The sequence below is a fragment of the Haliscomenobacter sp. genome, from assembly GCF_965225875.1.
Classification (GTDB): domain Bacteria; phylum Bacteroidota; class Bacteroidia; order Chitinophagales; family Saprospiraceae; genus Haliscomenobacter.
On record NZ_CBDDBS010000003.1, the window covers coordinates 135489 to 161361 of the forward strand.

Annotated in this window: 18 protein-coding genes; 12 read left to right on the top strand and 6 right to left on the bottom strand. The window is 47.0% G+C overall.

The features are described from left to right. The first annotated feature begins 48 nt into the window (after nucleotides 1-48). From ACO08K_RS21030 to ACO08K_RS21050, 5 genes are all read left to right on the top strand, one after another. A complete protein-coding gene (locus tag ACO08K_RS21030) occupies nucleotides 49-666 on the top strand; it encodes a tRNA-(ms[2]io[6]A)-hydroxylase (protein WP_421798436.1) in 618 nt (205 codons plus the stop codon). Between the two features lie 10 nt (nucleotides 667-676). Then, nucleotides 677-2212: a sulfatase gene (locus ACO08K_RS21035; protein ID WP_421798437.1), complete on the top strand. Its 1536-nt coding sequence runs from the start codon at nucleotides 677-679 to the stop codon at nucleotides 2210-2212. Nucleotides 2213-2370: 158 nt separating this feature from the next. Continuing rightward, a complete protein-coding gene (yidC, locus tag ACO08K_RS21040) occupies nucleotides 2371-4260 on the top strand; it encodes a membrane protein insertase YidC (protein WP_421798438.1) in 1890 nt (629 codons plus the stop codon). A 101-nt stretch (nucleotides 4261-4361) separates the two neighbouring features. Continuing rightward, on the top strand, nucleotides 4362-4706 hold the full coding sequence (yajC, locus tag ACO08K_RS21045) for a preprotein translocase subunit YajC (protein WP_421798439.1): 345 nt from the start codon (nucleotides 4362-4364) through the stop codon (nucleotides 4704-4706). Continuing rightward, on the top strand, nucleotides 4660-5640 hold the full coding sequence (locus ACO08K_RS21050) for a hypothetical protein (RefSeq protein WP_421798440.1): 981 nt from the start codon (nucleotides 4660-4662) through the stop codon (nucleotides 5638-5640). The genes yajC and ACO08K_RS21050 overlap by 47 nt, the downstream gene beginning before the upstream one ends. On the opposite strand, the gene ACO08K_RS21055 is transcribed toward ACO08K_RS21050, so the two are convergent. The 5 genes from ACO08K_RS21055 to ACO08K_RS21075 form a co-directional block, all read right to left on the bottom strand. Next, nucleotides 5633-6061 (bottom strand): hypothetical protein, encoded by a 429-nt coding sequence (locus ACO08K_RS21055; RefSeq protein ID WP_421798441.1) that lies wholly within the window; start codon nucleotides 6059-6061, stop codon nucleotides 5633-5635. The genes ACO08K_RS21050 and ACO08K_RS21055 overlap by 8 nt on opposite strands. A gap of 170 nt (nucleotides 6062-6231) precedes the next feature. Further along, the gene (locus tag ACO08K_RS21060) at nucleotides 6232-7677 is read right to left on the bottom strand and encodes a thioredoxin-like domain-containing protein (RefSeq protein WP_421798442.1); all 1446 of its coding nucleotides are present in this window, start codon (nucleotides 7675-7677) and stop codon (nucleotides 6232-6234) included. Between the two features lie 60 nt (nucleotides 7678-7737). Continuing rightward, nucleotides 7738-9153, bottom strand: a complete 1416-nt coding sequence (locus tag ACO08K_RS21065) for a redoxin family protein (protein ID WP_421798443.1) — start codon at nucleotides 9151-9153, stop codon at nucleotides 7738-7740. Between the two features lie 140 nt (nucleotides 9154-9293). Next, complete coding sequence (locus tag ACO08K_RS21070; RefSeq protein WP_421798444.1) at nucleotides 9294-11297, bottom strand: tetratricopeptide repeat-containing sensor histidine kinase; 2004 nt, start codon at nucleotides 11295-11297, stop codon at nucleotides 9294-9296. Continuing rightward, complete coding sequence (locus ACO08K_RS21075) at nucleotides 11294-11992, bottom strand: LytR/AlgR family response regulator transcription factor (RefSeq protein WP_421798445.1); 699 nt, start codon at nucleotides 11990-11992, stop codon at nucleotides 11294-11296. The genes ACO08K_RS21070 and ACO08K_RS21075 overlap by 4 nt, the downstream gene beginning before the upstream one ends. A gap of 180 nt (nucleotides 11993-12172) precedes the next feature. Here ACO08K_RS21075 and ACO08K_RS21080 point away from each other — a divergent pair, with 180 nt between their 5' ends. The 6 genes from ACO08K_RS21080 to ACO08K_RS21105 are packed head-to-tail and all read left to right on the top strand — an operon-like array spanning nucleotide 12173 to nucleotide 19409. After that, the gene (locus ACO08K_RS21080) at nucleotides 12173-13201 is read left to right on the top strand and encodes a cupin domain-containing protein (RefSeq protein ID WP_421798446.1); all 1029 of its coding nucleotides are present in this window, start codon (nucleotides 12173-12175) and stop codon (nucleotides 13199-13201) included. 32 nt (nucleotides 13202-13233) lie between these two features. Beyond that, nucleotides 13234-13773 carry a hypothetical protein gene (locus tag ACO08K_RS21085; protein WP_421798447.1) on the top strand — a complete coding sequence of 180 codons (540 nt, stop codon included), beginning with the start codon at nucleotides 13234-13236 and terminating at the stop codon, nucleotides 13771-13773. A gap of 42 nt (nucleotides 13774-13815) precedes the next feature. Then, nucleotides 13816-15447, top strand: a complete 1632-nt coding sequence (locus ACO08K_RS21090) for a right-handed parallel beta-helix repeat-containing protein (protein ID WP_421798448.1) — start codon at nucleotides 13816-13818, stop codon at nucleotides 15445-15447. Nucleotides 15448-15474: 27 nt separating this feature from the next. After that, complete coding sequence (locus ACO08K_RS21095) at nucleotides 15475-17679, top strand: RICIN domain-containing protein (protein ID WP_421798449.1); 2205 nt, start codon at nucleotides 15475-15477, stop codon at nucleotides 17677-17679. A 3-nt stretch (nucleotides 17680-17682) separates the two neighbouring features. Continuing rightward, nucleotides 17683-18741 (top strand): hypothetical protein, encoded by a 1059-nt coding sequence (locus ACO08K_RS21100; protein ID WP_421798450.1) that lies wholly within the window; start codon nucleotides 17683-17685, stop codon nucleotides 18739-18741. 50 nt (nucleotides 18742-18791) lie between these two features. Beyond that, on the top strand, nucleotides 18792-19409 hold the full coding sequence (locus ACO08K_RS21105; protein ID WP_421798451.1) for a hypothetical protein: 618 nt from the start codon (nucleotides 18792-18794) through the stop codon (nucleotides 19407-19409). Between the two features lie 144 nt (nucleotides 19410-19553). Here ACO08K_RS21105 and ACO08K_RS21110 read toward each other — a convergent pair whose 3' ends face one another. Then, nucleotides 19554-22823 carry an AAA family ATPase gene (locus ACO08K_RS21110; RefSeq protein WP_421798452.1) on the bottom strand — a complete coding sequence of 1090 codons (3270 nt, stop codon included), beginning with the start codon at nucleotides 22821-22823 and terminating at the stop codon, nucleotides 19554-19556. Between the two features lie 246 nt (nucleotides 22824-23069). Here ACO08K_RS21110 and ACO08K_RS21115 point away from each other — a divergent pair, with 246 nt between their 5' ends. Continuing rightward, a complete protein-coding gene (locus tag ACO08K_RS21115; protein ID WP_421798453.1) occupies nucleotides 23070-25706 on the top strand; it encodes an AAA family ATPase in 2637 nt (878 codons plus the stop codon). Nucleotides 25707-25873 lie beyond the last annotated feature (167 nt).

Here is a 25873-nt window from a genome sequence, read left to right on the forward strand (position 1 = left end):
CAGGCTCCTCTCAACTCCTCAACTCCTCAACTCCTCAACCTTAAATTCATGGATCAAGAAACAAAAGAACTCTATACCGTACGCATGCTCGGCCTCAAGTTGCCTACTGACCCACGATGGGTCAATCTGGCGGAAATGGACCTGGCGGAAATTCTGACCGATCACGCTTATTGTGAACAAAAGGCGGCAACTTCATGCATTTCCCTGATTCAGGCTTATCCTGACAAGGAGGAACTGGTACGAGAAGTAGCTCCCATCGTGACCGAAGAATGGGGCCATTTTCGCATGGTGCTGAGTGAACTGGACAAACGTGGCCTCAAATTGGGCCGCCAACGCAAAGACGAATACGTCAATGAATTATTGGCCTTTCAGAAAAAGAGTGGCTCTCGGGAAGAACGTTTGTTGGAAAAACTTTTGATCTGTGCCTTGATCGAAGCGCGGAGTTGTGAACGCTTCCGGCTATTGTCTTTGCACATCGGCGATGAAAAACTGCGCGATTTTTACTATAAATTTATGGTGTCGGAAGCAGGGCATTACCGCCTGTTCATCGATTTGGCCAAATTGTACAACGATGAAGAAGTGGTAAAGGCGCGTTGGCAGGAATACCTGCACAAAGAGGCCGAAATTATGGATGGATTGGAGCTAAGGGGGGATCGGATGCACTAAATACAAGTTTATGTTCAAGAAAAACACCTTTACATCCTACTTTGCCTGGTTTTCCTTGCTGTTCTTTCTGGGCAATACACCCTGGGTGCAGCCAAAGCAGGTGGAAAAAACAGCGACCCAACCCAATATCCTGATCATCTTCTCCGACGATCACGCCCTCAATGCCATCAGTGCCTACGGCAGCCCCTACATCAAAACCCCCAATATTGACCGAATTGGCAAGGAAGGGGCCATTTTCCAGCACATGTTTTGCACCAACTCCCTGTGTGCACCCAGTCGGGCAGCCTTGCTCACTGGTAAATTGAGTCACATCAACGGCCACCGCGACAACCTCTCCCGTTTCAATGCCGGGCAGGATATGTTCCCCAAACGACTCCAGGCCATTGGCTACCAAACCAGCTGGATCGGGAAATGGCACCTCGAAGCAACCCCGCAATACTTCGATTATTGGACCGTTCTGCCGGGCCAGGGCCAATATTACAACCCCGATTTTATCGAAATGGATGGCCAAACCCGCCGCTACGAGGGCTATGCGACCACCATTACCACCGATAAGGCGATCCACTGGTTGGACAAAGACCGCGATAAAAACAAACCTTTTTGTATGGTGGTGGGGCAAAAAGCACCGCACCGAAATTGGTTGCCCGATACCATGGATTTCCACGCTTTTGATGGCGTGAAATTCAAAATGCCACCCACCTTTTATGATGATTATGCTGGCAGGGTTGCTGCCGGAAAGCAGGAAATGAATGTATACCGGGACCTGCGCATCCTGGAAGACCTCAAGGTCGATTATGACCTCAAACGGATGACTGATGCTCAACGCCGCGCCTGGCAGGCTTATTACCAGCCCATGTCGGAGGATTTTAAACGGCAGAATCTCAGCGGTAAAGCGCTGGATGAATGGAAGTTCCAGCGCTACATGAATGATTATTTGGGATGTGTCATTTCCCTGGATCGCAACATTGGTCGGTTACTCAATTACCTGGATGAGCAAAAACTGAGTGAAAATACGGTGGTGATCTATGCTTCTGATCAGGGTTTTTACCTGGGAGAACACGGCTGGTTCGACAAACGCTTCATGTACGAAGAGTCCGAACACATGCCTTTTTTGATGCGTTACCCTAAATTGATCAAGCCGGGAACGAGGGTGAATGAGTTGTTGATGGGTATAGATTTTGCACCTACCTTTTTGGATTTGGCTGGTGCCGAGATTCCTACTGACATCCAGGGCAAATCCATCTTGCCCTTGCTGCGCAAAAAACGCAGTAAAGACTGGCGGCAACAAGTGTACTACCACTACTATGAAAAGGCGGAGCACAATGTGATGAAACATTTTGGCATCCGGACCAAACGCTACAAACTGATTCGTTTTTATGGGGAAGGGGATTTTTGGGAGTTGTTCGATTTACAAAAAGATCCACAGGAGATGCGGAATGTGTACACAGATCCAGCCAACCAAGCCCTGATAGTAGAACTGAAGCGGCAGTTGAAAGAAATGGCCGCTGGGTATCAGGATGTGGAGGCGCTGGAAATCATGAAATAGGCTATATACAGTCGCTCATCGAAGGGAATCGAAGAATTATCCATCATTTGTGCAATTAGAGGTACAAAGTAATTACATTTGCAGCGATTTTTACACCGCACTTACTTAACTGAGACAAACGCTGTCTCTAAGGATTTTGTAATCTGTACGTTTGAAACATGGATAGAAATAACATCATCGGGATAGCCCTGATTTTCATTCTTTTTTTGGCATGGCAATATTTCCTGACTCCTTCAAAAGCGCAGATTGCCGCGCAGAAGCGCACCCAGGATTCCATCGCCAGAGTAGAACGACTCCGCGACAGTTTGACCATCGTTAAGAAGCAGGAAGCAAAGAAAAAACTGGAAGCCGCCGCCGAAGTGCCTGATACCCAGCGTACCAAAATTTTAGGTGGCCAATTCGGCGCTTTTGCTACTGCTGCCGTTGGCAAAGAGGAAACAACTGTGCTGGAAAACGAACTCATCAAGGTTACCTTCAGCAATAAAGGTGGATACATCAAGGATGTTTTGTTGAAAAAACACTTCAAGATGGTGCACGGCAAGGATCGCAAAGACCGCAAAATCCCCTTGCATTTGTTGGAAGACAGCAAAAACCGCTTTGAGTACACCCTACCCGTACAAGGCCTGCGCAATGGCGTCAACACAGCGGACTTGTACTTTACCCCTGAAAAAGACGGGAATTCAGTTACGTTCCGGGCAGATGCTGGCAATGGCCAATATTTTGCACAGACCTATACCCTGACTGCCAATTCCTACAAACTGGACTACGCGCTGGATTTCAAAGGTATGGATAAGGTGTTCGCCACCAATGCCAAGACTATTGAACTGAAATGGGTGAATTACCTGGATAAGATTGAAAAATCCACCCAGTACGAACGCCAGTATTCCACCCTGAATTTCAAACCAGTGGATGCTCGCGCCGGACGTTGCTCGCCGACCAAACAGTATTCCGAAAAAGACGCAGAAGGTGCCCCCATTCAGTGGCTTGCGAATACCAATCAGTTCTTCAACAGCTCGCTGATGTCGGAAAAAGGCTTTGCTAGCGCAAAAATGAGCAGCAAAAACCTGGCTGAAGAATCAGAAGACTTGAAGGAATTGAGCAGCACCATCCAGATTCCATTCGGTGGGGGGAGCAATGAGCAGTTCGCCATGCATTTTTACATCGGCCCTAACGAATTTGACCGCTTGCACGATATGGGCTATAGCATGTCTGACATTGTACCATTCGGTCAGAACATCATGGGTACGATCAACCGTTGGGTGATTCGGCCACTGTTTAGTTTCCTTACCGGCTTGTTCAGCAGCAAAGGTATTGTCATTTTGATGTTGACACTGCTGGTTAAGCTCTTATTGTATCCGCTGACTTACCGCATGATTTACTCTCAGTCAAAAATGACGGCCCTGAAGCCCGAAATTGACCGCCTGAAAGAACGCCATGGAGATGATCAGCAAAAGGTACAAATGGAGACCATGAAGATGTACCGCGAATTTGGGGTCAACCCCTTGGGTGCTTGTTTCCCGATGTTGTTGCAATTGCCCATCTGGTTTGCCTTGTACCGCTTCTTCCCGGCATCCATCGAGTTCCGCCAGGCGAACTTCCTGTGGGCAGGCGACTTGTCTTCCTACGACGAGTTTTTCCAACTCCCTTTCAGCATTCCTTTTGGATTTGGCGATCACATCAGTTTGTTTGCACTCTTGTGGGTGTTGTCTACTTTGCTTTATACCTGGTACAATTCCAAAAACATGGACTTTTCAGCTCAGCCAGCCATGTTGTACATGCAATACATCATGCCAGTAATGTTCATGGGCTTTTTCAATAGTTCTGCCTCTGGTTTGTCGGCCTACATGCTTTTTAGTAACTTGCTGAACATTGGGCAAACCCTGGCCACCAAGTACTTCCTCATTGATGAGAAAAAGATCAAAGCTGGCATGGATGCTTACCGCAAAAAGCCCAAGAAAAAAAGTGGCTTTGGTGAACGAATGGAAACCATGCTGAAAGAGCAACAGAAAATGGCTGAAGAAAAAGCCAAACAAGGAAAGCGCAAATAATTTTTAGTTGAGAAGTTGAGGAGTTGAGATCGGCCACTGAGCGAAGTCGAAGTGTAATCTCAACTTCTCAACTTCTCAACTCTTCAACAAAAATACAACACATGTTACTTTTACAAGCAGCAACCGGAGCATCAGGAGCAGGTTACATCAACCTACTTTTTATCGGTTCCATGTTTTTGATCATGTACTTGTTCATGATCCGCCCACAGCAGAAAAAACAACGCGAACAAGCCAACTTTGGCAAAAACTTGTCCAAAAACGACGAAGTAGTAACCAATAGTGGGATGCTTGGCCGCATTAGCAAAATCGAAGACGACGTGATTACCCTGGAGGTAGGCACCAAAGTATATGTTCGGGTATTGCGCAATGCTATTTCAAAGGAATTGACCGACGCCGTTTATGGAGCAGGCAAAAAGCCACAAGTGGTTACGACTACCGAAGAATAACCTGATCCCTCGGGCACGGGAAGACCGGGCTATTCTGATGCAGTGCATTGGAATAGCCCTCATTTTTTGGATAGGTGTCCGTATGTCCCAGACTTATGTGGCGACAAAAAAAATCGAACTTCATTTTTTACTTCCCCCTGATCAGGCTTTTCACAAGGCTCCTCCGCGCAACATGTCCATTCAAACCAAAGGCCAGGGTTGGGATATGTTGTATGATTTTTTATTGGGCGCAAAAATCCACCTCACTTACGATCTTACCAAACGCAGCAGTATTCGTTTAGATGAAAAAAGGCTGCTAAATGACATTCGGGAACGTACAAATGCGGAGGATTTAACTTTTTCCAACCTTACTCATACCGATATTCGGATCAGTCTGGAGCCCAAAATGCAAAAATGGGTACCCATCCGGCCTATTCCAGATTTAAGTTATTTATCTGGATATTACCTCTCCGGCAATTTAAAAATAGATCCAGATACTGTCAAAATCTCCGGACCAGTGTCCAAAATTGCTCCAACCTATGAATGGCCAACCACTAAACTTACCTTAGTCGATCTAAAGGACGATTACGAAGGGTACCTGGCCCTTAAAACTCCGGCTCCGGAAATCAACTTAAACCTTCAGCGGGTTAAGGTCAATGTGCCTGTAGAGCAGGTGACGGAAAAAACCTTGTTCGTTAAAATTCACGTGAAGAATGCAGATCGCGAGTACCGCTTGTTTCCCAGCCAGGTACGTCTGACTTGTAATGTCGGTTTGAGTCATTTTAACTCACTCAATTCAGCGGATTTTAGAGCCGAGGTAGATCTCTCGGACGCGGCCATTCAAGCTGGAAACACCGTTCCGGTGATGGTGAACCTACAACCAACCATTGTAAGCAATGTGCGTTTTGTTCCCAAGGTGGTGGAGTACTACGCGATAAAAAAGGAGATCAATTGAGGTGACTTGGGTCCTTTTTAAATTCTTCGATCAATTCAGCTTCTACTTCTGCGTCAAGTTCAATAATGGCATCCTCTTCCTTCAATTTTTTAAACACGCCCCGAATTTGTGATGGCAAGAGGCTGACCTTGTGACCCAACCAGGACTCTAAAGTAACCGCCAAAACCACATACCCTTCGGTGACTCCAGGGAGTGGAACGGCAATACACATAAAAAACGGCAAAAATTTAGGCAAATCTTTGAGTTGCTCCCGCGCTTGTTGTAATTCTTCAGCGGTAGGCCCATCTTTAGATCTGGAACGAATGATTTTACCCCTTCCATGTTTTACGAAAGTTTTGACCATTTGTTTGGTCTCGACACCTTCCATCCAGAAGGCCCAGAGCATCATTTTGGGGAAACGGGCAATTTTGCGTAATCTCATAGGAAATAGAGGTATGGTGTGAATGAGGGGTAACACAAAATTACGGTAAAAAGGTTCCCGCTGCAATTAAATCGACTACGGCAACCACAAATCCGATGTAGGGGCGACCCTATATGGTCGCCCTTTACTGTCGGAAATAGGGGCGACCACGCAGGGTCGCCCCTACCTGGTTATTTGTTCCCTGCGCTTTCTTTTTCTTTTTTGTTCATCTCGATGATCTTATCCATCACATCTTCCAGCTGATCGGCGGGAACCTGCTTGGAAATGATCTCTTTTTTGCTGTCCAGAATGTACATCTGTGGCGTGGTTTCTACATTGTACTGGACATAATAACGCCCGGTTGGGTCAAAGGCATTGTACCAGCCGGTGAGGCCATTTTCCTGGATGTATTTGAGGCATTCAGGCTGATCCTGGGCGGGTTTCACACAAATGGCCACCAGGGTGATGCCTTTGTCCTTGAATTTTTCAAAGAATTTTTTCATCGCAGGCATCGACTCTTTGCAGTGCCCACAATCGTAGCGCCAGAAGTAAAGCAGCGTGTATTCCGACTTGACCTGGCTCAACATGGTACGAGCGCCGTTGCGTTCCAGTACAATGTCGGGTGCTGTTTTGCCAATCAGAAGGGGCTTGAGCTTTTTAGCATTGTCCACAATTTTTTTCACCTGGTCCTGGTTGGCCCAATTGGCTTGGCCCGTGGCGTAATATTTTTCGGCCATGTGTACGTATACTGCGTCCATACCCACAAATTTGGAAGCCGCGAAGCTGTTCAAAAAGTGGATCAGGTAAAACTTAAATGCCTCATCAGCAGGACGCAGACGTTGCAACACGGTGTCAATGGCCACGCTGATTGAATCGGGGTGTTGTACACTGAGTTTATTGACAAAATAATCCAGGCGTTGGAACAAAAATGGAGTGCGCAGCATCCGATTATCCCCCAGATTGATGTTGTCAAAAAAGTGTTTGCGGGTCCACAACCACAGCTGGCGATTTTTTTCCTCTTCGGGTAAGTTGTCAAAGGTTTTGGGGGGCTCAGCATTGATATTGGCATTGATAATGGCTGCGGCCAGGGTGCCTTTGAACTTTACGACATAGTCTTTTTGGTATTTCTCCACATCCTGATTCAGCTTGTCCATTTTTTTCTGGGCAGCCTCTTTTGCCGTGGGATTGTCTTTTGCCGCTTCAATTTCTTTACCCAAGGCTTCGGCTTCAGGGCGTTTGCCATTCAGGTAATTGACGTAGTCGTAGAACAAGGTGTTTTCCTTGCTGCCCTCAAACTTGACGTTTTCGCCAGGTTTGTCTTTGGTGGTGCGCACAAAAAAAGACTGTTCTTTATCGGTCAACAAGATTTGGAAAAAATCGTTGTTGGGAGGCAATACCACGATGTACATCCCCCCTTTGAGGGCTTCAGCGCCGCTGAACACAAACTCTCCTTTGGCGTCCACCAAAGCGGTGTCCATGACGTATTGTTTGTCGCCCATGTAGTAGCCCAGGTAGAGTTGTTTTTCGGTGAAGCCATCAATTTTTACCCGGATTTGGTAAGCGTTTTTAGCCGTTGTCTGCGCAAAAGCACTTGTGATCAAAAGGCTGGCAAAAAGTGAAAGAAAGTATTTTTTCATCTTGTCTATGAATTAATGCAGTTCAAACAATGTGATGAGATAAAGGGTTTTATGCAGTGTTTACAACTTGCTTTTTTTACGGGTTTCAATGATTTGGTTGACCACTTCCTCCATTTTTTCATCCACAATTTGTTTGCCGATGATGACTTTGTTGCGGTCCATCAAATAGACTTGCGGAGTTGATTCCACGTTGTAAGTTTTGATGTAGGCCAATTTGGGATCATAAACGTGTAGCCAGGAGCCCAAACCATTTTCATCCACGTACTTCCAACAAGCCGGGATTTCATTTTCAGTAACGTGACAAAGCGCTACCAGTTTTACCCCCTTGCTTTTGAAATTTTCATTGAACTTTTTCCAGTAAGGCACCGAATGTTTGCAATGTCCACAATCGTAGGCCCAAATAACCAGCAAAGTATATTCCGATTCCAGATCGTGTAGGTTAAAGGTTTTGCCCTGGCGATCCTTCAAGGTCAGATTGGGAGCCACTTTACCAATCAACAAGGGTTTTTGTTTGTGGGCCATTTGGATCAACTTGTTCTGTTGCTCCACACTTGCCAATTTCACCTGTCCTGTTTCCAGGTAAGTTTCCACCAGGTGCACAAACACGGCATCCATCCCCATCACCTTGGGTTGTAAATACTGCCGCAGCAACAGCACCGTGTAATATTCAAAAGCTTCGGGATTGGGCCGCAATTGGTTCAATACATAATCTATACCCACTTTCAACGAATCGGGGTGCTGGAACAGCAACTCGTTGACATAGGTAGTAATGGCCTGGTAGTAATGCGGGGTGCGCAAGAGCCGAAACTCCTGCAAAGGCACATTGTCAAAACAGTGCTTGCGAGCGTAGTACCAGGTTTTGTACATTTTCTCCTGATCGGTACCCGTAAAATTGGGGTAACGAATGGGCAAACTGGCTTTGATGACCAGAGCAGTGTAAGTACTGCGGTTTTCGCTTAAAAATCGTTGTAAGTAGTTTTGCACCGTTGAATCGGCCTTGAGCAAGTCCTGTTTGAGTTTTTCCTTTTTGGGGCCTTCCGGGCTGCGTTTGTACTGTGCGCGGAGGGTATCTAGTTTGGGGTTGCTTTCACTGACGTAATGGATGTAACTTTGAAACAACTCATTCTCTTTGGAGCCAACAAATTTCAAGCTTTCAAATGGACTATCCTTTTTGGTGAAGACACTGAATTGTTGCTCTTTTTCCGAAACAATGATGTCGATGCCCACATTACTGGGCATCATGACCAGGGTATAAATGCCAGGAGTTAATGGAGTAGCCCCACTGAAGGTGTAAGACCCATCGGTTCCCATCTTTACTGTGTCCTTGATGTATTGTTGATTCCCAAAATAGTAGGTCAAGGTTAGTTTTCGTTCCCGATAGCCATCAATTTTCACCTTGATGTTGTAACCAGCACTGGCGAATACACTCAGCGTGTGAAAACAAAAAAGGACCAGCGTAGTAAATGCTATTTTCATGGATAAAGATTGCTTTTGGGACGAAGGTATAAATCCCTGGTAACATCACCGGAAGCACAAAATTCGCAACTCTTTTGTAATTGCTTCCAATTGCCGTCAAAATTAACGAGCGCTTAACAGAATTAAGTGTGGAAAGCAGATTAAGAAGGCATTTTCAAGGTGACTTTGGCCCCCGCTTCCAGGGTATTTTCGAACTGCAATTCGATTCCCAACTTTTGGGCAAAATCGTGCACCACCTGTAAGCCAAATCCACTCAGAAACATTTCCTTTTGTGGCGCCATCGAACCACTTAGGATGTTGGGGGGAAAGCCAGGGCCATTGTCGGTGATGCTCAAATATTTGTGTCGTCCCTCGCTCCAGGCTTTCCAGGTGATTTTGCCGTCGCTTTGGTTCTTCAGCGCCTTGCTGGCATTGGAGCTCAGGTTTTGGAGCACAATCCAGAGGTAATTGGGGTCAGCATGAAGGGTGAAACCAACAGGGCAATCAAATGCCCACCGAATTTTATCCTGGGTTGAAAAATTGAGCGACAAACGTTGAAATAGATCATTCACCGGTACTTCTTGCAGTTCCACACTGGCTTGATTCATTTGTTCTTTGCTCCAAAGCAACATGTTTTCCAGGTTTTCCAGGAGCACTTCGGTATTGCTGGTGATTCTGGCCTGATTCTCGCTGGCCATTTCCGGGGTTAACAAGTCCGGCGCATTTTTTTGCAGGTGCAACAAACTGATCAAGTTGCTTAGTGGATGCCGCAAATCGTGGCTCAATACGGCCAACAATTGGGCTTTTTGTCGATTGGCCAGATCGAGCGATTGGTTGAGTTCCTGGAGTTTTTGATTGGATTTGCGCCGAATCTGGCTTACCCGATAAAACAAAAAGGCAATCAGCACCAGCAAAAGACTCCCTAGTGCAAAAGCCCACTGTACCTTTCTTTGATTGCTGATGGTGAGTTTTTGAATGGCAATTTCAGCGTCTTTTTTTTCCAGAAAAAAATTGCTTTCCGCTTCGGCCAGTTTGTTTTTGCTCTCCTGGGAATAAATGGAGTCGTGCTGGGCATGATAATCATACATGGCCTGAAAAGCCGCGGCGTAGTTGCCTTTGGCTGCTTCCAGTTCCGCTTTTAAACCCAATAAAAAATGTTGGTTGCTCTCGTCTTTTGCCGCAGTTGCCAGCTCAGTCGCTCTATTAAGATAATGCGTAGCCTGTTCCAAGGCCTGTTTTTTGCTGGTTTTGTTGAATTTTGCACTGTCCAGAAAGGACCAGCCAATATTGCCCAAATTGGTAATGGACAACTTATATGCGGGGTAGGTCTGATCCCAAATAGCCTGGGCATTGAGCTGTAACCTAAGCCTTGCTTTCAATTGTTTCACCAACAGAGCCTGATTTTGGTAAACCTCGGCTATTTTGATTGCTGCGTCAATGGATTGAAAAACCTTCAGGGCTTTTTGGTAGTAACGAATGGCTTGTAGGGTATCTGCTTTAAGGTGAAATTGATTGGCTATGCCGGAATAGGCTGTGGCGACGCCCAGCGTGTCACCAATTTCACGATACAATGCCAAGGCTTTCCAGGAGTATTGTAGTGATTTGTCAAAATGTTTTTGGTCAAAATAAACGGTTGAAATATTGTTGTAAATCACGGGCACTAAAGTCGTTAGCCCTGATTTTTCAGCTGTTTTTAACGCAATCAAATATTCATTCAATGCTTTACTGTATTGGCCTTGCCTCAAATAAAGGGTGCCCAGGGTAATTTGACAACTGGCAAGGTTAAATTGGTCCTCATTTTTTTGATGGATTTTCAATTCTGCGATCAAATAAGGCTTTGCCTTGGCGTAAGCCCCTTGGTCGCTATAAATTCTTCCAATCAGCCCATTCAATACCCCAATTCCTTTTGCCCAAGCCATTTTGTTTACGTGCTTCAAGCCCAAATTGGCATAATGCAGGGCTTTGTCTGGTTGGTCAACTGATTCATCCACAATGGCTTTGTACAAACGTGCGCGAGCCGTGTCCTCGGTTGTTTTGGGGAGAAGTTGGATCAGGGAATCCACAACTGATTGCCCTTGAGCCTGGACATTTTGAATAAACCCGAGAAAAAACAAACACAAGAACAGTAGATTTTTCGGCATCATAGGCAAGTGGAGTTTGGTCATTGCAAGGACAGATTTTGCTTGTATTTCCTGCCGATGGGAAGCGAAATGCCTCGTACCACGATTTCCGAAGCGCTTATTTTTTCAATAAAAAACTTCTGAATCGCATAGCTGCGGTGAATGCGGGTGAAATGACCAAACTCGGGCATCGACAACATAGTGCCAAGGGTAGACAATACGCAGTGGTTTTTCTGGGTTGTCACTATTTTGGTGTAATCACCCAAGGCCTCCAGGTACAATACATCCTTAAAGTTGATGCGCTGCTGTTCGTGGCCTTCTTTGATGAAAAAACTTTCCGAGCCGATAAACTGGTCGAACAAGCCCGATTTTTCCTTCAGGGTAAAATGTTCCTGCAAACGCAGCACGCAACGCTCAAAACGTTCCGATTTGAGCGGCTTTACCAAAAAGTCAAAAGCGGAGCTTTCGTAACTGTCCAGCGCATATTCAGGGTGGGCGGTGATAAAAACACAGAGCGGCTTAGGGTCGAGGCTTTGCCAAAATTCCAGGCCGGATTGTTCAGGCATGTCGATGTCCAAAAAAAGGACTTCAACCTGTTTTTTCTGCAAAAACTGAGCCGCCTCCAGGCTGGAAGAAAAGGTACCCAGCAAATCCAAAAAGGGCACCTTCCGTACCATCGATACATTCATCAGTAAATCAACAGTGTCGTCATCAACAATGATACAAGTGTGTTTGAGCATGTTTCTCTTTAGGTTTTCCCATTTGTGATGCCAGGTTAGCAACGCTTACAAAAGTAACCATCCGAGTTCGCTTTTGCTGTCGTTTACCGATAAAAAAAGTAGTTCACCGAGTGGAACTTGAACAAGGGGCAACATCCCGCTACATTTGAAGCATCAGTTAACGCATTTAAATGGATTACGATGAATCGCCGCGCTTTTTTATACACCAGTCTGCTATCTTTTCCAGCTTTTGCTACCGCCAGTGAAGCCTGGTTTAATGCCTCGCCTCAAAAAGCACTGGTGATCAAAGCAAAGGCAAGTCGTTTCAATAAACCTACACCTTTTCAGGGGAAAAACCCCAATGATTTGAAGTTGTCCTCCAAAGACAGCAAAGGCAAGTTGTCCACCTTTGATTACGTAGGAGTGGAAAAAGTGGGACCGAGTTACCATTCACACCTGTTCCAGGACGAGATGTTCTTTGTCGTGGAAGGAGAATATGTATTCCAAGTTGGAGCGGAAAAAACCTTGTTGAAGACTGGAGACTTGATCTTTTTGCCCCGCACCATACCCCATACCTGGGTGCAGACCTCGGATCGGGGGCAAATGTTCTACTTTTTACAGCCTGCGGGCAAGATGGAGGAATTTTTTCTGCAATTGACCAAATGGGACGGCAAAGCCACTAAAGCCCAGTACGAAAAATTGGGCAAGGACTGTGGCATTCAGAACCATGGGCCATCTATTTCCGCTACTGATCAGCACACGCTGGTAGATCAGCCTAAAAATGGTTTTGTGGTGAGAGCTGGCAACAGCCGCTTCAACGAAAGAACCCTTATCGATGGCGTAAATGCGAATGACATCAAGGTTTCTGGCAAAGACACTTCCAACGAGCTCTCCATTTTTGAATACCATGGAGTGACCAAAGGAGGCCCACCCTTGCATGTTCATCCCCATCAGGATGAAGTGTTTTACGTAACCGATGGTCGGTATATGTTTCAGTGTGGCGACGAAAAATTTGAACTGCAGAAAGGCGACATGATTTTTTTGCCCCGATCAGTGCCCCACACTTTTGCCCAACTTTCAGCCACCGGAAAATTGCTCTTCTTTTTCACACCTGCAGGCAAAATGGAAGATTTTTTCCGGGCAGTTGGTGGAAATAAAGCCTTACCTGCCGGAACGGATCCTTTTGCTGCGCATGACATGAAAGTTGTGGGTGACCCACTAAAGTTTTGAATCATCATTTAACACTTAAACCTTAATGAGATATGAAAAATCGATTTCCTGCACTACTGCTTGTATTGGCTTGTAGCTTTGTTTTCAGTTCTGCCTTTATGTGCAGCAAAGAGGACAATGCAATCGCTCCGGTTAAACCAGAATTCACCTCCTTAATCGGGTATTGGAAGCTAAAAAGTGGTGCTTCCTTCGGCATCAACGAAAAGGGTGAAAAGAAAAAAACTGCAACCATGAAAGAAGGCACAGTTGCCTACGAGTTCTTTGCGGATGGTACTTTCATTAGCCATGCGTTGGTTGGAAAGCTTTCATCCGAAAAAGGCAACTGGAAACTAGAAGTCAAAAAATTGGATGGCAAGGACATTGAAGAGGGCGTTTTGGCACTCACCTCGCCTGCGCTCAAAGAAGCTGCTGGACAGGTATTTATAGACAAGGATGGTTGGATGCGACATCAAATCACTTCGATCAATTCCTCTGCCGCCGACGGAAAAGCGCACATCTACCTCAGTTCCAAACGCGTTGAGAGTTATCCCTACAAGGAGGCTTGGGTGGAGACAATATATGAAAAGCAATAGGCTTTTAAATAAAAACCAATCCAATAACCTTAATCCCTAAACATGAAACCTATTCTGCTTTTTTTGCTTTTTTCATTGCCTCTGCCCCTCTCTGCTGCAACTTTTTATGTAGCGACAACAGGCAATGACAACAACCCTGGCACTTTGGCTGCCCCTTTCAAATCCTTGACCAAAGCCATTGCTGCAGCATCCCCTGGGAGCATCATTGAACTACGCGGAGGCAAATACACTTCCAACGAAATCCGCATCAACAAAAGTAACCTGACCATTCGCTCTTATGCCAATGAATGGGCCATCATCACGGCGGTAACCAATGTGGAAGACATCAGCTCCTGCCTTTGGTACAACGAACCTGAAATCGATGGTGGCACTCTCGAACGCCTGGAAATTGTAGGTGGTTACTACTACGGTCTTAAATTCGAAAGCAATTGGGATTGGGACAATTCCGTACCCTTTTCCAAACGCCGGGGTACCAGCAACATCACCGTGCGCAACTGCATCATCCACGATACCGGGCGGGATGCCATCAAACTTACCCCGGCTTGCAAGGGCATCAAAATCCTCAATTGCGAAATTTACAACAGCGGCAAAGGCCCAGGTGCCCAATTGGACTTCAACGCCGAAGGCATCGACAATGTCAACGCCCCCGATATGCTGGTCAAGGGTTGTAAAATTCATGACATCGCCACCACGGGTATTTACGCCAAGGGCGGCGCCCGCAATTGCCGCATCGAAGGCAACACCATCACCAACTGTGGGGAAGGAGGAATTTACCTGGGTTTTTACACCGACGCTGAGTGGTTCGATACCCAATCCAATCCCGACTATTACGAAAACCTCGACGGCATAGTGATCAACAACCTGATCATGAACACCAAGCACGCCGGAATCGGCTTATGGGGGGCCAAAAATGCCCAGGTTTACCACAATACGGTCGTCAATACCGGGCAAGATGAAATGGCCACCCTCTTTTTTAATGTTGGAGATGTATGGCTGAGTGATACGAAATCGGCTCATCCAGGTAACATCAACGCCAAAATCCAGAACAACCTTTTTGTACAAACTTCCACCCAAAACCTGCCTATGTTCCGCATCCGGGACAATGCGGGCTCAAAAACCAACGTCATCGACAACAATGTATATTTCCGCAATGCCAGCAAACCTGTCTTTATCAATGACGCGATTACCTGGGAAGACCTGACCCTGGCTCAATGGAAAACCCAAAACGGAACGGATCAAAAGAGCCTGGAACTGGACCCCAAGATTGACGCCAAAGGCCGCTTGATTGCGGGCAGCCCTTGTATTGGCAAAGCCATTCCAATCCCGATGATTACCCACGATGTGGATGCAGGTTTGCGGGACAACAGCCCGGATATTGGAGCGGATGAATTTGGTATCGCTTCGGGGCTAAAAAATGCAGCAAACAAAACTGGTCTACAACTCCGCATCAAACAAAACCCCATCCAGGGCGAAACCCTCTATTTTGCCCTAAACGCAGATCAAAAACTCAATGCCAACCTGCACATCCTGTCTACTAGTGGCCAGGTAATCAAAAGCAGAAACATGAGCCTCCCTTCTGGTGAAACCACCCAACAATGTTCGGTGGCTGAACTACCTGCTGGAACCTATATCCTCAATCTTTACGGTCAAAGTGCCCTTTTTGTAAAACCTTAAAACACCTAAACTTAACTTCATACTAACATGAGAAATCCAATCTTTCGATTTTGGATAAGCCTCTTGCTGTGCTTATCTCTCAACACTTTTCTGGATGCCCAACCCGTTAAAATCCAAACCCAGGTACCCAGAACGACCAACGCTATCCTCCAACGACAAAGCATTGCCGACGGGGTCTATTACCTGAAAGTGCTCAATACGAGTAAATACTTAGGGGTGGCGGGCATTGACACCCGTAATGGAGCGGCCCTGATCCAATGGGACTTTGTGAATGCTGCCAATCACAAGTTTGAACTCAAAAACATCGGCAACAACGTCTTCACCCTGAAAGCCATGCACAGCAACCGCTTCCTGAATGTAGCCGGACAATCGCAGGACAATAATGCCGCCATCATACAATGGGATTATGTGAATCAGGCGAACCTGCATTTTTCCCTGATCGCTAAAGACAATGGATTTTACATCCGTTGTGAACAATCGCAAAAATACTGGAACCTCTATGGGGGAAATGACCAAGCGACCAATGGCATTGCTGTTGTTCAATACATCGGAGCCGGAGCCATTTTTGCCCTGGAACCCGCTGAATCCGGATTCAAGGTGAACAAAGACCAACTGGAAAAAGTCGGCTCAGCAATATCCCGGAGCTTTGAAAAAACACGCCGGACTGCGGATGGTGTTACCCTGACTTCGCGCTATCAAATTGCCCCACCAATGACCACCACCGCTGGAGTTAAAAGCAACAAAGCCCGGATCATCAGCAACAAACCTGCCCCTTCCTCTGAGGTCAATTGCGAGTCCTCGCTCATCCGCATCAGCCTGGACGACAACTCCTTTATGACCGCAGATATCGCCTCCCAGGTAAGTGAAGTGGTACCCGGCTCGGTATTCAACATCATGGATTACCTGAGTGGCTCCTGGAAACGGCAAACGGATGCCTTAAAACCCATGGTGCTTTCCGCGGATGTCAAAAATGTGATTGCCGGAGGAACAGTAATCCAGGAAGTTCAAAATCCCCTCAAGCACAACCTCCAGCAGGCTATCGCCAATTTGTACGGTCAATTTTCAAGCGACAAGGAAAAACAAACCAACCTGACTTACAATGCCACCATCAAAGAGGTGCACAACGAAGCCGATTTTCAGTTGCAGATTGGAGCGGGTGCCCATTACCTGACTTACAGCATCGACAATCTTTTCAACTTCCAAAGGGGCTCCAAGAGCACCTACTTGTTGGTAGACATCAGTAAAATCATGTTTACCATCGAAGCCAATGCACCTCAAGGTGGCTTTTTTACCGACGATGCCCTCAACCAGGATCCCAATTTGGTGTACTTGAAAAAAGCTGATTATGGTTTGCGCATTCTGGCAAGTGTGGAAATCAAAGAATCGCTGGAGGTGATTGCAAACAAACTCAAGGTTAAAGTAGAGGCTTTTGTGGCCGGTGCCAACGTAGACCTGGACCTGATGAATCGGGAATTGAACCAGGAAATGACCATTAAAATGTTCGTGGTGGGTGGTCAATCCCGTGATGTGGTTTCGGCATATAGCCTGAGCGATTTGAAAAACCGGGTGCAAAGCATCGAACGGAACCTCAATTACCACACCTGTCAACCCATTCGCTACACCATTGCGACTACCCGCGACAACTGGATTGTGAGTTACAACACCGCTACCGACGAGTTCATCAAACAAACCTGCACTCCGCCTGCCGTAAAAGCTGCCGGAGCTGCCGTGGAACTCAGTGGCCTGATGCTCAAAGGAGGCCCCGAAGGTGGTGACCTGAACATGTATGGTAAAGTTTGGGCGATGGCTTACCAAGGGAACAACGCCGAAATCCCCGCCGAAAGAGGCCAAAATATGTTACTGGACTTACCCGGCGAGCAAAGTGTTGACCTCGACAACCAGGGCAATTCCATCGTTCCAGGCAGTACTGTAAAGTTCATTTTCCCTCCCGGTACCGCAGATGGTGGCTACATTGACATTTATTTTGCTCTTTTTGAAAAAGATGCCAACCCCGATTATGCCTACGGAGATGGAGACGATGACCATTTTACCTTTCGCTACCTCGACAATACCAAATCCTGCGAAACAGGCAAAACCAGCCGTCGACTTTGTCGTAAACGGTTTTATCTCAACGAATTGCCCAAATTCGACTACCGTGAAGAGTTTTCCGAAGCTGGGGAAATGATCAGTCTTACCCGTTTGAGTATTTCTAAACTACCTGTAAATCAATAAATCATGCGTCTGCTATTGCTATTTTGCATAGGTGTTTTGTTCTTCAATACCGGATTCGTTCAAGCACAAAAAACACAGCCCAAACCGGAATGGGGAAACCTTGGCGGTGGCCCTGGGCAGAAATTCCCGGTTAGCGTCGCTTATGGACCGGATAAACTGGCCGTTTTTTGGGATGCTGGGGAAACCATCTTTTGTCGGCGTTGGCAGGACAACACCTGGTCAGCCTGGGAACCGATCCCCTGGCCACATGGTGATGGTGACGAAAGGGGTAAGCTCAAAGTTATTTCTTGGGGACCAGGACGTATGGATGCATTCACCACCCTGGAAGGCCATTTGTACCATACGTATTGGGATGGGAAAAAATGGAGCGCCTGGGATCACCGCGGTGGGGGCGACCTGGATGGAGAAGTGGAATTGGTGAGTTGGGCGCCGAATCGCCTGGATATTTTTGCGGTCACCGAAGGGGGAGGCCTCAAACATACCTGGTGGGACAACGGCTGGGGCAACTGGGAAGAACTGCGCAACGGTAAATTACCCATCGATGAGGGTTTTGTTCGGGTTACTTCCTGGGGGCCGGGTCGTTTAGACATATTTGCCCAGGTCAGCAAACGAATGGAGCACCTTTGGTGGGACAATGGCTGGAGCAACTGGGAAAACCTGGGCGGAATGACCGAAGGCCGCTTTACGGTGGTTTGCTCAGATGTCAATCGAATCAATTTGTATGCTCCGGGACTAGATGGAAAAATTTGGGGTTTGCACTTTTACCCTACTGGGTGGAGTAAATGGTTTGAACTACTTATTGCAGCCAAACCGGGTACCCCACTGTATACGATAAGTCGACAAAAGGGCAGTGTAGATTTGTTTTACACCGAATTGAACGGCTCCCTGGGATATCGGGAAACAACCGCAGAGGGCGCAATCAATATCCTGAACCTGGGTGGATTGATGTTGGGAGGTTTGTCCGCAAGCTCCTGGGGTCCCAATCGATTGGATGTGATTGTATTGGGTGGCGATCGACAGTTTTACCACCTGCCTTGGAATGGCCAGAAATGGGGCTATTGAGTTGGCCCTAATATCATTTTTTAAGTCATATTGCTCCAAAATTTACTTATATGAGTACCCAAAACAATCGTGGTCGCTGCCTTCTGTTTTTCCTTGGAATGGTCTTGCTCAGCTGGGGCGTGTACGAATGCCAATACCAGTACAGCTACTGGCGCGACTACCAAACCCGCCCCTGGGCCTATAGCAAGGACAAAAACGCCAAATTGTTGGTAGGAGAGTGGCAAGGCACTTTCACGGACCCCGATGGGATCAGCAAATCCATCAAACTGGAAATTTTTGAACCTTTATCCGATCAGGAACGCCGTAAAAAGGCTGGTCGGGCCTACCGTCGCCGTACCCGTGGTGGCCTGGGCTCTCGCAAAGACACCCGCTTATTTGACGGAATCGCTACGGTAAGCAGTCGATTGGGGCAAGAGGATTATGTACTGCATGGCTCTGTTGGTGAAGATGATTTCCACCAATTGAAATTGCAATTCGGTTCAGCCGATGAGGCCAAACGCCTGCAACCCAACTTTGCACTCAACCTCAGTGAATCCGGGCAATGGGCCGAAGACGAATTGACCTTAAAGATGGGCTTTGCCTATTTCAAAGCAGATGGCTCCAGTTTTTCGGACAGTGCTGATCCACGTTATGACCATATTGCAACCCTGGCTCTGAAGCGAAAATAATCGGATGCAATTCTAAGGTGATCCCTAAGGTGCTCTAAGGTTTCTTAGGTGGTGAAAAAGAAAAAAGCCCTGCGGAGCAGGGCAAATTTATTAACCACCACCTAAGAGCAGCTTAGGGGGCACCTTAGGACAGAAGTGCTGTCATCAGAACCGCATCAATTCCCGGCGTAACTCCGTAGGCAACCCAGCATACACCAACAACTTAAACTCCTGCCCGCTCATGTTCATCACGTTGGTGAATTGAGTGCGCAAGTCGGTCAAGGTGCGGTTGCCATCGTACAAGCGAATCACCTGCCAGGTATTGGTTTTTTCTGCTACAGGTTTGATGTGTACCCGGATTGGAAGAGGATTCTGATGTGCGAGGTAAAACAGATGAATGCCTGCTTCACTCTGCAGGAGTGGCGCAATGCCGTAATCTTCGGCGACAATGAGTTGCTCTTCCGGGTAATAATCAAATTCAATATTGAGGTGATCGAGTAAATCCTGATAACGATCCACGAGGTACTCAATTTCACGTTGCCCTTGCCCGGCAACCAGAGACTCCATTTTGATCTCCACCTTATCCAGCTCGCCGCGCAAAAAGGCCCGACCAGCCAAACGCAGCAGCGCCACATTGAGGTAATGGTCCACAAATTCGGTATCCATAGCGTCGTAAACCCCATTGGCAAACTGGTAGGTCTCGCTCACTTCCTTTAAAGCGGCATCGTGGAACAAACGCGCTTTGACATCTTCCAGGGATTCGGGATTGCGCGAATTGCTGCGGTCCCGGAACAATTCGGATTGTTTCAACCGCAGTGGAGTTGGCAAATTGCGCACAAAATTATTGTTGTTGAACGCAATCATGATCGTGGCAATGTTTTCCTTCATTTCATCCAGGCGGGTGATGAAATGGTAATAATGCCAGTCGTCCTGAATGCTGCGTGCGTCGTAATAATCCGGGCCAGTGTTGCGATTGCTGACTTGTTCGTTCAGTTCATCCACCAAATGGAGTAAGCGGCGGTAAAAACTCCCTCCACTTTCAGGCTTAGGAGGTTTAGGGAAATAGGTTTCACCACTGGCAATGGCAAATTCCAAAGGAAAAATGCGGGGAATCAGACGGTCTTCATCCAGGTGAATGTCCAGAATGATGGGCCCTGGAGTGCGGATTTTTAACAACTGATCAGCCGACAAACTGGTCAAGTCGCGCTCAATTTGCCGCCGCAGCGCCCTGCCACCCATTTCGGGATCATATCCACGGTTGGCTACCCATTCCAGGGCTTCTTTCTGGATGTTCAAAATGGTGGTGCGGCGTACAAAACCATCCCGTTGCAACAATTCCTTGATTTGCAATCGGGCGATGCCCAGAATGTGCTCTCGCTCCAGGGGGCGGAATATGACGATTTGTTCAATCCGGTTGACAAATTCAGGGCGGAACTGTTTTTCCAATGCGCTCCGATACACCTGAGCCTGCCCCTGGTGTTGAGGGTCATTGCCCAAATTGATGCGAAAACGGTTGTCATCGGCCCCTACATTGGAAGTCATGATGATGATGCAGTTGGTAAAATCCACCGTTCGCCCGAGCCGATCCGTCAAACGACCGTCGTCCAGTAATTGTAAAAAGAGGTCGTGGACCTTGGGATGGGCTTTTTCAATCTCATCCAGCAAAAGTACACTGAAGGGGCGATACCTGATTTTGCCCGTCAATTGCCCTTCTGGGTTGTATTCGTCGCCAATGAGCCTATCAATCGCGTAGGGGTCCAGGTACTCGTTCATGTCAAAACGCACCAGGGCCTCTTCGCCGCCAGTCAGGTAGCGGGTCAGGATTTTTGCCGCATGCGTTTTGCCTACCCCGGTTGGACCGATGAACATCAGGGAACTAATTGGTCTGCGTGGGTTATTCAACTTGGCTTTGTACAACTGGATCACGTTGTTCAGGGCCAAGGCAGCCTCTTGTTGCCCAATCAGCTCCCGCTGTAAACTATTGAGTACTTCGTTTTTTTCAAACCAATGTCCTGAACTAAAAATTTCTTCCCTCAACCCGCTAACCATTCCAAACTCCTCGCGTACAGTTTGAGCATCGACATATCCGTAGCGGTGTTTGATCGCCATCTGCCGCAAAAGGCGGATGACCGCCCCTGGCAAGGCCTTATTGGACTGAAAGATGCGGTGTACATACATCAATTGGCTGATGGCCGAGATGGAAATGCGCAGCCCGTTCTCCTGTTCCAGGATTTTACGTTGCTCCAAAATGATCTTCAAGGCCGTTGAAGGATCTGGTTCATAAACCCGGATAACCTGAAACAAATCGCTGAAAGACCGGTCTTTTTCCTGAATCAATTGCCATTCCTGGGGCGTGGCGATGAGGATACTTTGTAAGCTACGTTTTTCCAAATAAGGCTTGAGTACATCGCTCAAGGTCATGGAGTTTTGCCCCGATTTTCCAATGCGCAGAAGTGCCACTGGATTGTCGATCAATAATTTATGCCCTATTTTGGGTTTGATCAAATATTGAATAATGGCTTCCGTGCGTTTTTGCCATTGCCCCACGATGGACATGCCGCTGATGATCCGGTTGGGATCGAGGCTCCATACACTTACAGGCGACTCCTTTTCGTCCTCCGATCTTTGGGACAAGTAGCGGTACACCGCGTTTGAAATTAAATTGTGCCTGCCGACCCCTTCTTCACCTACCAGCACAAAAGGAATGGGGTCGCGTTGGTACATCAAATCATAAATTTCTGCGGCCAGCTCGTCGCGAAAAAAAGTTTGTTGCAAGGCATGGGGGAAACTTTCATTGAGGTCGTTTCCTGTTTTGGCGGCTTCTTCAGCGCCATCAAACTCGGTTTCCTGAAAAAATCGGAAAAAAGGGTTGGTATCTTGAACCTCTTCAAAGCGATTTGGGCCAGACTTTAGGTCGAGTTTAACGGGTACATCCACCAAATAATCGCGGCGATTGGCATAATATTCCTCCGGTTGGAACTCTGCACCCTGGAATTCTCGTTCTTTATGCAACAATCTTTTGATCACTTTTTCCAACTCCTGGTCACTAATTGGTGTTTCCTCTTTAGCCAATAGTTGCATGGTGTTGTTAAAAGCGGGCAAATACAGGATGGGCAAATCGTTTACGGTGAATTGTAGCACCAAAAACAAGCCGTCAACCTGGTGTTTACCAAAAGAAAATTGAACCTTGCGTTTTTGAAAGAGGGGTTTGGGCTGGAACATCAACCAAAGGGTCTGATCCAGCGTATGACGACTGGTGGGGTAAGCAGATAAGTGGTGCCTTACTTCCTTTCGGAAACCCACAACTGCCTCCTGATACCGACGATGAATGGAGATCGGTCCCGGCCAAAACAGTGGCCTTAGGCTAAAATAGGGCCTACCATCTACTTGAATATGTTGGACTAAGGTGGGTACTTTAAATTCTTGCTGGGACATTAGATGACGTTGTAGTGGGGCAAAAATAAGTGTTCATTTATTTTCAGGCCAAAGAATTAGCTAAGGCGCTTGAAATGAAACGTTTACTTGTCTAATCCTCTGACAAAATGAACACTTATTTTTTTGTCACCCCTTTAATGCAAGAAAGTTAAAAACTTTGTACAAAAAGCAGCATATTAGCAGAGCGAAAACAAAAAACTAAATGTGGGTTTGCGTTCTGCGGCGGAAATAACCCAGAGTGATGTTATGACGGAAGAATTTTCAAAACCAGGATTTAAGCGGCATAAATTCAAAGAATTGAAGGTTTATGCCTCAACGGAGTGGCTAGCTGATAACAAAAAGAAGTATCGGCAGGTGTTTGATCGTTTGGAAACTACTTACATCTATGCAGAACTCTCTTTTTACAACAAGTACTTCGACATTGAAGATTGGGAAATCGACGTAGAATTGAAGTGTTTTTCCCTAAAAAAAGGCCGGAAAGAGATTTGTGATTTACCCCTGCGCAAAAAAGTGAGCAAGTACGACAATGTCGTGTACATTCGCGAAGGCTGGGGCAACAAAACCGAGGGCTCTTTTTGGAAAAATGGCACTTATTATTGGGAGGCCTGGATCGAAGGTGAAAAGGTCGGCACCAAATATTTCTACATCGAAGACGCTGGCCAAGACTTTTTGCGGGGCGAAAATCCCTACCTCGCGGTACACTCCTTGCGTTTGTACGAAGGCCCTTACGATGATGTTCCAGAACTGGATCGGGTCTATTACAAGTCCTTTAGCGGAGAAGAAACCCGCTACATCTACATCGAAGTCGTTTTGCAAAACCTGCACATTTCCAAAGCCTGGCAGTGCGAGTTGTTTGCCAAGTTCTACAACGATGCTCGAGAGTTGAAGGGGCAAGTCGTACGTTTGCATCGCGTGGAGAAAAAAGATGAATTCATCAAAATTACAACGGGCTGGGGCTCCAATGTCAAAGGATCCTGGCGCAAGGATCGTTATACCGCCGAGTTGGTCTTTATGGATCGGCTAATTGCAGTGATTCCATTCGAAATCGACGAAGATTTTGTCGAGGGCATCTCACCCGTGTGGTTGCCTGACCGGGGTCAACAGATTATACCCAGCATCCAACCTGATGATCGGCAGAGTTTTGACGATGCTATGGCCCAGTTCGACAACCTGATTGGCCTTACCGACATCAAACAACAAGTCCGCAACCACGCGGATTACATCAAGTTCCTGCAATTGCGCAAGGAAAGAGGTTTTGATGAAAAAGAAAACGTCAACGTCCATTCCGTCTTCATTGGTAACCCTGGTACCGGGAAAACCACGGTAGCAGGCATGATGGGCCTCTTGTACCGCAAAATGGGCCTGCTCAGCAAAGGGCACGTGCACGAGGTGGATAGGGTAGACCTGGTGGGAGAATACATCGGCCAGACTGCTCCCAAAGTCAAAGAAGCCATTGAAAAGGCCCGGGGAGGTGTACTGTTCATCGACGAAGCCTACGCATTGGCGCGTTCAAGCGACGATACCAAGGATTTTGGTCGGGAAGTGATTGAAATCTTGGTGCGGGAAATGTCGAATGGAGTGGGTGATTTGGCCATTATTGTAGCGGGTTACCCCAAGGAAATGAAGCAATTCCTGGATTCCAACCCGGGCCTGAAATCGCGTTTCCAATTCAATTTTGAGTTTGCCGATTACTTGCCGCAGGAACTCTCCCAAATTGCCCGTTTTGTATGCAAACAAAAAGGGGTCAAACTGGGCGAAGAAGCGGAAAAGAAAGTCGACGAAGTCATCATCGATGCTTACCGCAAACGCGACCGAACCTTTGGCAACGCCCGCTTTGTGAACGACTTGATTGAAAAAGCCAAGATCAACTTGGGCCTACGGATCATGCGCAATGAAGACCCACGGCTCTTGTCGCGCGAAAACCTTGAAATGCTCGAATTGGCCGACATTGCTGGAATTGATTTGAAAAATCGCCGGCCATTGCCCAATATCCCAATTGATGAAGTGCTGTTGCGCGAGTCCATCGACGAGCTGAATCGCCTGATTGGCATGGATAAAATCAAGGCCCAAATTCAGGAAATGGTGCGTTTGGTGCGTTTTTACCGGGAAACGGGCAAAGATGTATTGAACAGCTTTTTCTTGCATACCGTCTTGATTGGCAACCCTGGTACGGGTAAAACTACGGTCGCCCGCATTTTGACCAAAATCTACAAGTCATTGGGCATGCTGGAGCGGGGTCATATGGTGGAAACCGACCGACAAGGGCTGGTTGCAGGTTATGTGGGTCAAACGGCCATCAAAACCAACGAAAAAATCGAAGAGGCACTGGGCGGAGTACTCTTTATTGACGAAGCTTACGCACTGACTGCAAAGACTGGCGGTGCCCACGGCGACTTTGGTGATGAAGCCATCCAGACCTTGTTGAAACGGATGGAAGACATGCGGGGGCATTTCTTTGTCTTTGTAGCAGGCTATACCGACAACATGGAAACCTTCCTTAAGGCTAACCCAGGCTTGAATAGCCGCTTCGACAAGATGTTGCGTTTTGATGACTACCTGCCTCAGGAACTCCTGGAAATTGCCATGTTCATGCTGGATCAAAGTGGTTTGATTCCAACGCCGGAAGCGGAGGAATACCTGAAGAGTTACCTGACCTTCATCTACGATTGTCGGGACAAATACTTTGGCAACGCTCGTACGGTGCGCAACATCGTGAATGAGGCGATTAAAAACCAGAACCTGCGCCTGGCCGCACTGTCCCTGGATGAGCGCCAAAGTTTACCCAATAACTTGTTGACTTTGGATGACCTGGAGACATTCAAGTTGGATAAGAGCACTTTTGCGTTCAATCGGCAAACAATTGGGTTTAAATCAAGGGGCTAAGGCCTGAACATAAGGCTCAACCCCGAAGGGGTGACATGATTATAGAAAGAACAAATTTGACCATGATTTTATGAGAAAAACCCCGAAGGGGTGACATTTTTCCTGGAATAATGCCACCCCTTCGGGGCAGGGCCGATCAGTTCTGTTTTAGCTGGTACAAGTCTCCA

Bases quoted from the DNA above. Each gene is read 5' to 3' on its own strand.
- ACO08K_RS21030 (WP_421798436.1), top strand. From the start codon at position 49: ATGGATCAAGAAACAAAAGAACTCTATACCGTACGCATGCTCGGCCTC.
- ACO08K_RS21035 (WP_421798437.1), top strand. From the start codon at position 677: ATGTTCAAGAAAAACACCTTTACATCCTACTTTGCCTGGTTTTCCTTG.
- yidC (WP_421798438.1), top strand. From the start codon at position 2,371: ATGGATAGAAATAACATCATCGGGATAGCCCTGATTTTCATTCTTTTT.
- yajC (WP_421798439.1), top strand. From the start codon at position 4,362: ATGTTACTTTTACAAGCAGCAACCGGAGCATCAGGAGCAGGTTACATC.
- ACO08K_RS21050 (WP_421798440.1), top strand. From the start codon at position 4,660: ATGGAGCAGGCAAAAAGCCACAAGTGGTTACGACTACCGAAGAATAAC.
- ACO08K_RS21055 (WP_421798441.1), bottom strand. From the start codon at position 6,061: ATGAGATTACGCAAAATTGCCCGTTTCCCCAAAATGATGCTCTGGGCC.
- ACO08K_RS21060 (WP_421798442.1), bottom strand. From the start codon at position 7,677: ATGAAAAAATACTTTCTTTCACTTTTTGCCAGCCTTTTGATCACAAGT.
- ACO08K_RS21065 (WP_421798443.1), bottom strand. From the start codon at position 9,153: ATGAAAATAGCATTTACTACGCTGGTCCTTTTTTGTTTTCACACGCTG.
- ACO08K_RS21070 (WP_421798444.1), bottom strand. From the start codon at position 11,297: ATGACCAAACTCCACTTGCCTATGATGCCGAAAAATCTACTGTTCTTG.
- ACO08K_RS21075 (WP_421798445.1), bottom strand. From the start codon at position 11,992: ATGCTCAAACACACTTGTATCATTGTTGATGACGACACTGTTGATTTA.
- ACO08K_RS21080 (WP_421798446.1), top strand. From the start codon at position 12,173: ATGAATCGCCGCGCTTTTTTATACACCAGTCTGCTATCTTTTCCAGCT.
- ACO08K_RS21085 (WP_421798447.1), top strand. From the start codon at position 13,234: ATGAAAAATCGATTTCCTGCACTACTGCTTGTATTGGCTTGTAGCTTT.
- ACO08K_RS21090 (WP_421798448.1), top strand. From the start codon at position 13,816: ATGAAACCTATTCTGCTTTTTTTGCTTTTTTCATTGCCTCTGCCCCTC.
- ACO08K_RS21095 (WP_421798449.1), top strand. From the start codon at position 15,475: ATGAGAAATCCAATCTTTCGATTTTGGATAAGCCTCTTGCTGTGCTTA.
- ACO08K_RS21100 (WP_421798450.1), top strand. From the start codon at position 17,683: ATGCGTCTGCTATTGCTATTTTGCATAGGTGTTTTGTTCTTCAATACC.
- ACO08K_RS21105 (WP_421798451.1), top strand. From the start codon at position 18,792: ATGAGTACCCAAAACAATCGTGGTCGCTGCCTTCTGTTTTTCCTTGGA.
- ACO08K_RS21110 (WP_421798452.1), bottom strand. From the start codon at position 22,823: ATGTCCCAGCAAGAATTTAAAGTACCCACCTTAGTCCAACATATTCAA.
- ACO08K_RS21115 (WP_421798453.1), top strand. From the start codon at position 23,070: ATGACGGAAGAATTTTCAAAACCAGGATTTAAGCGGCATAAATTCAAA.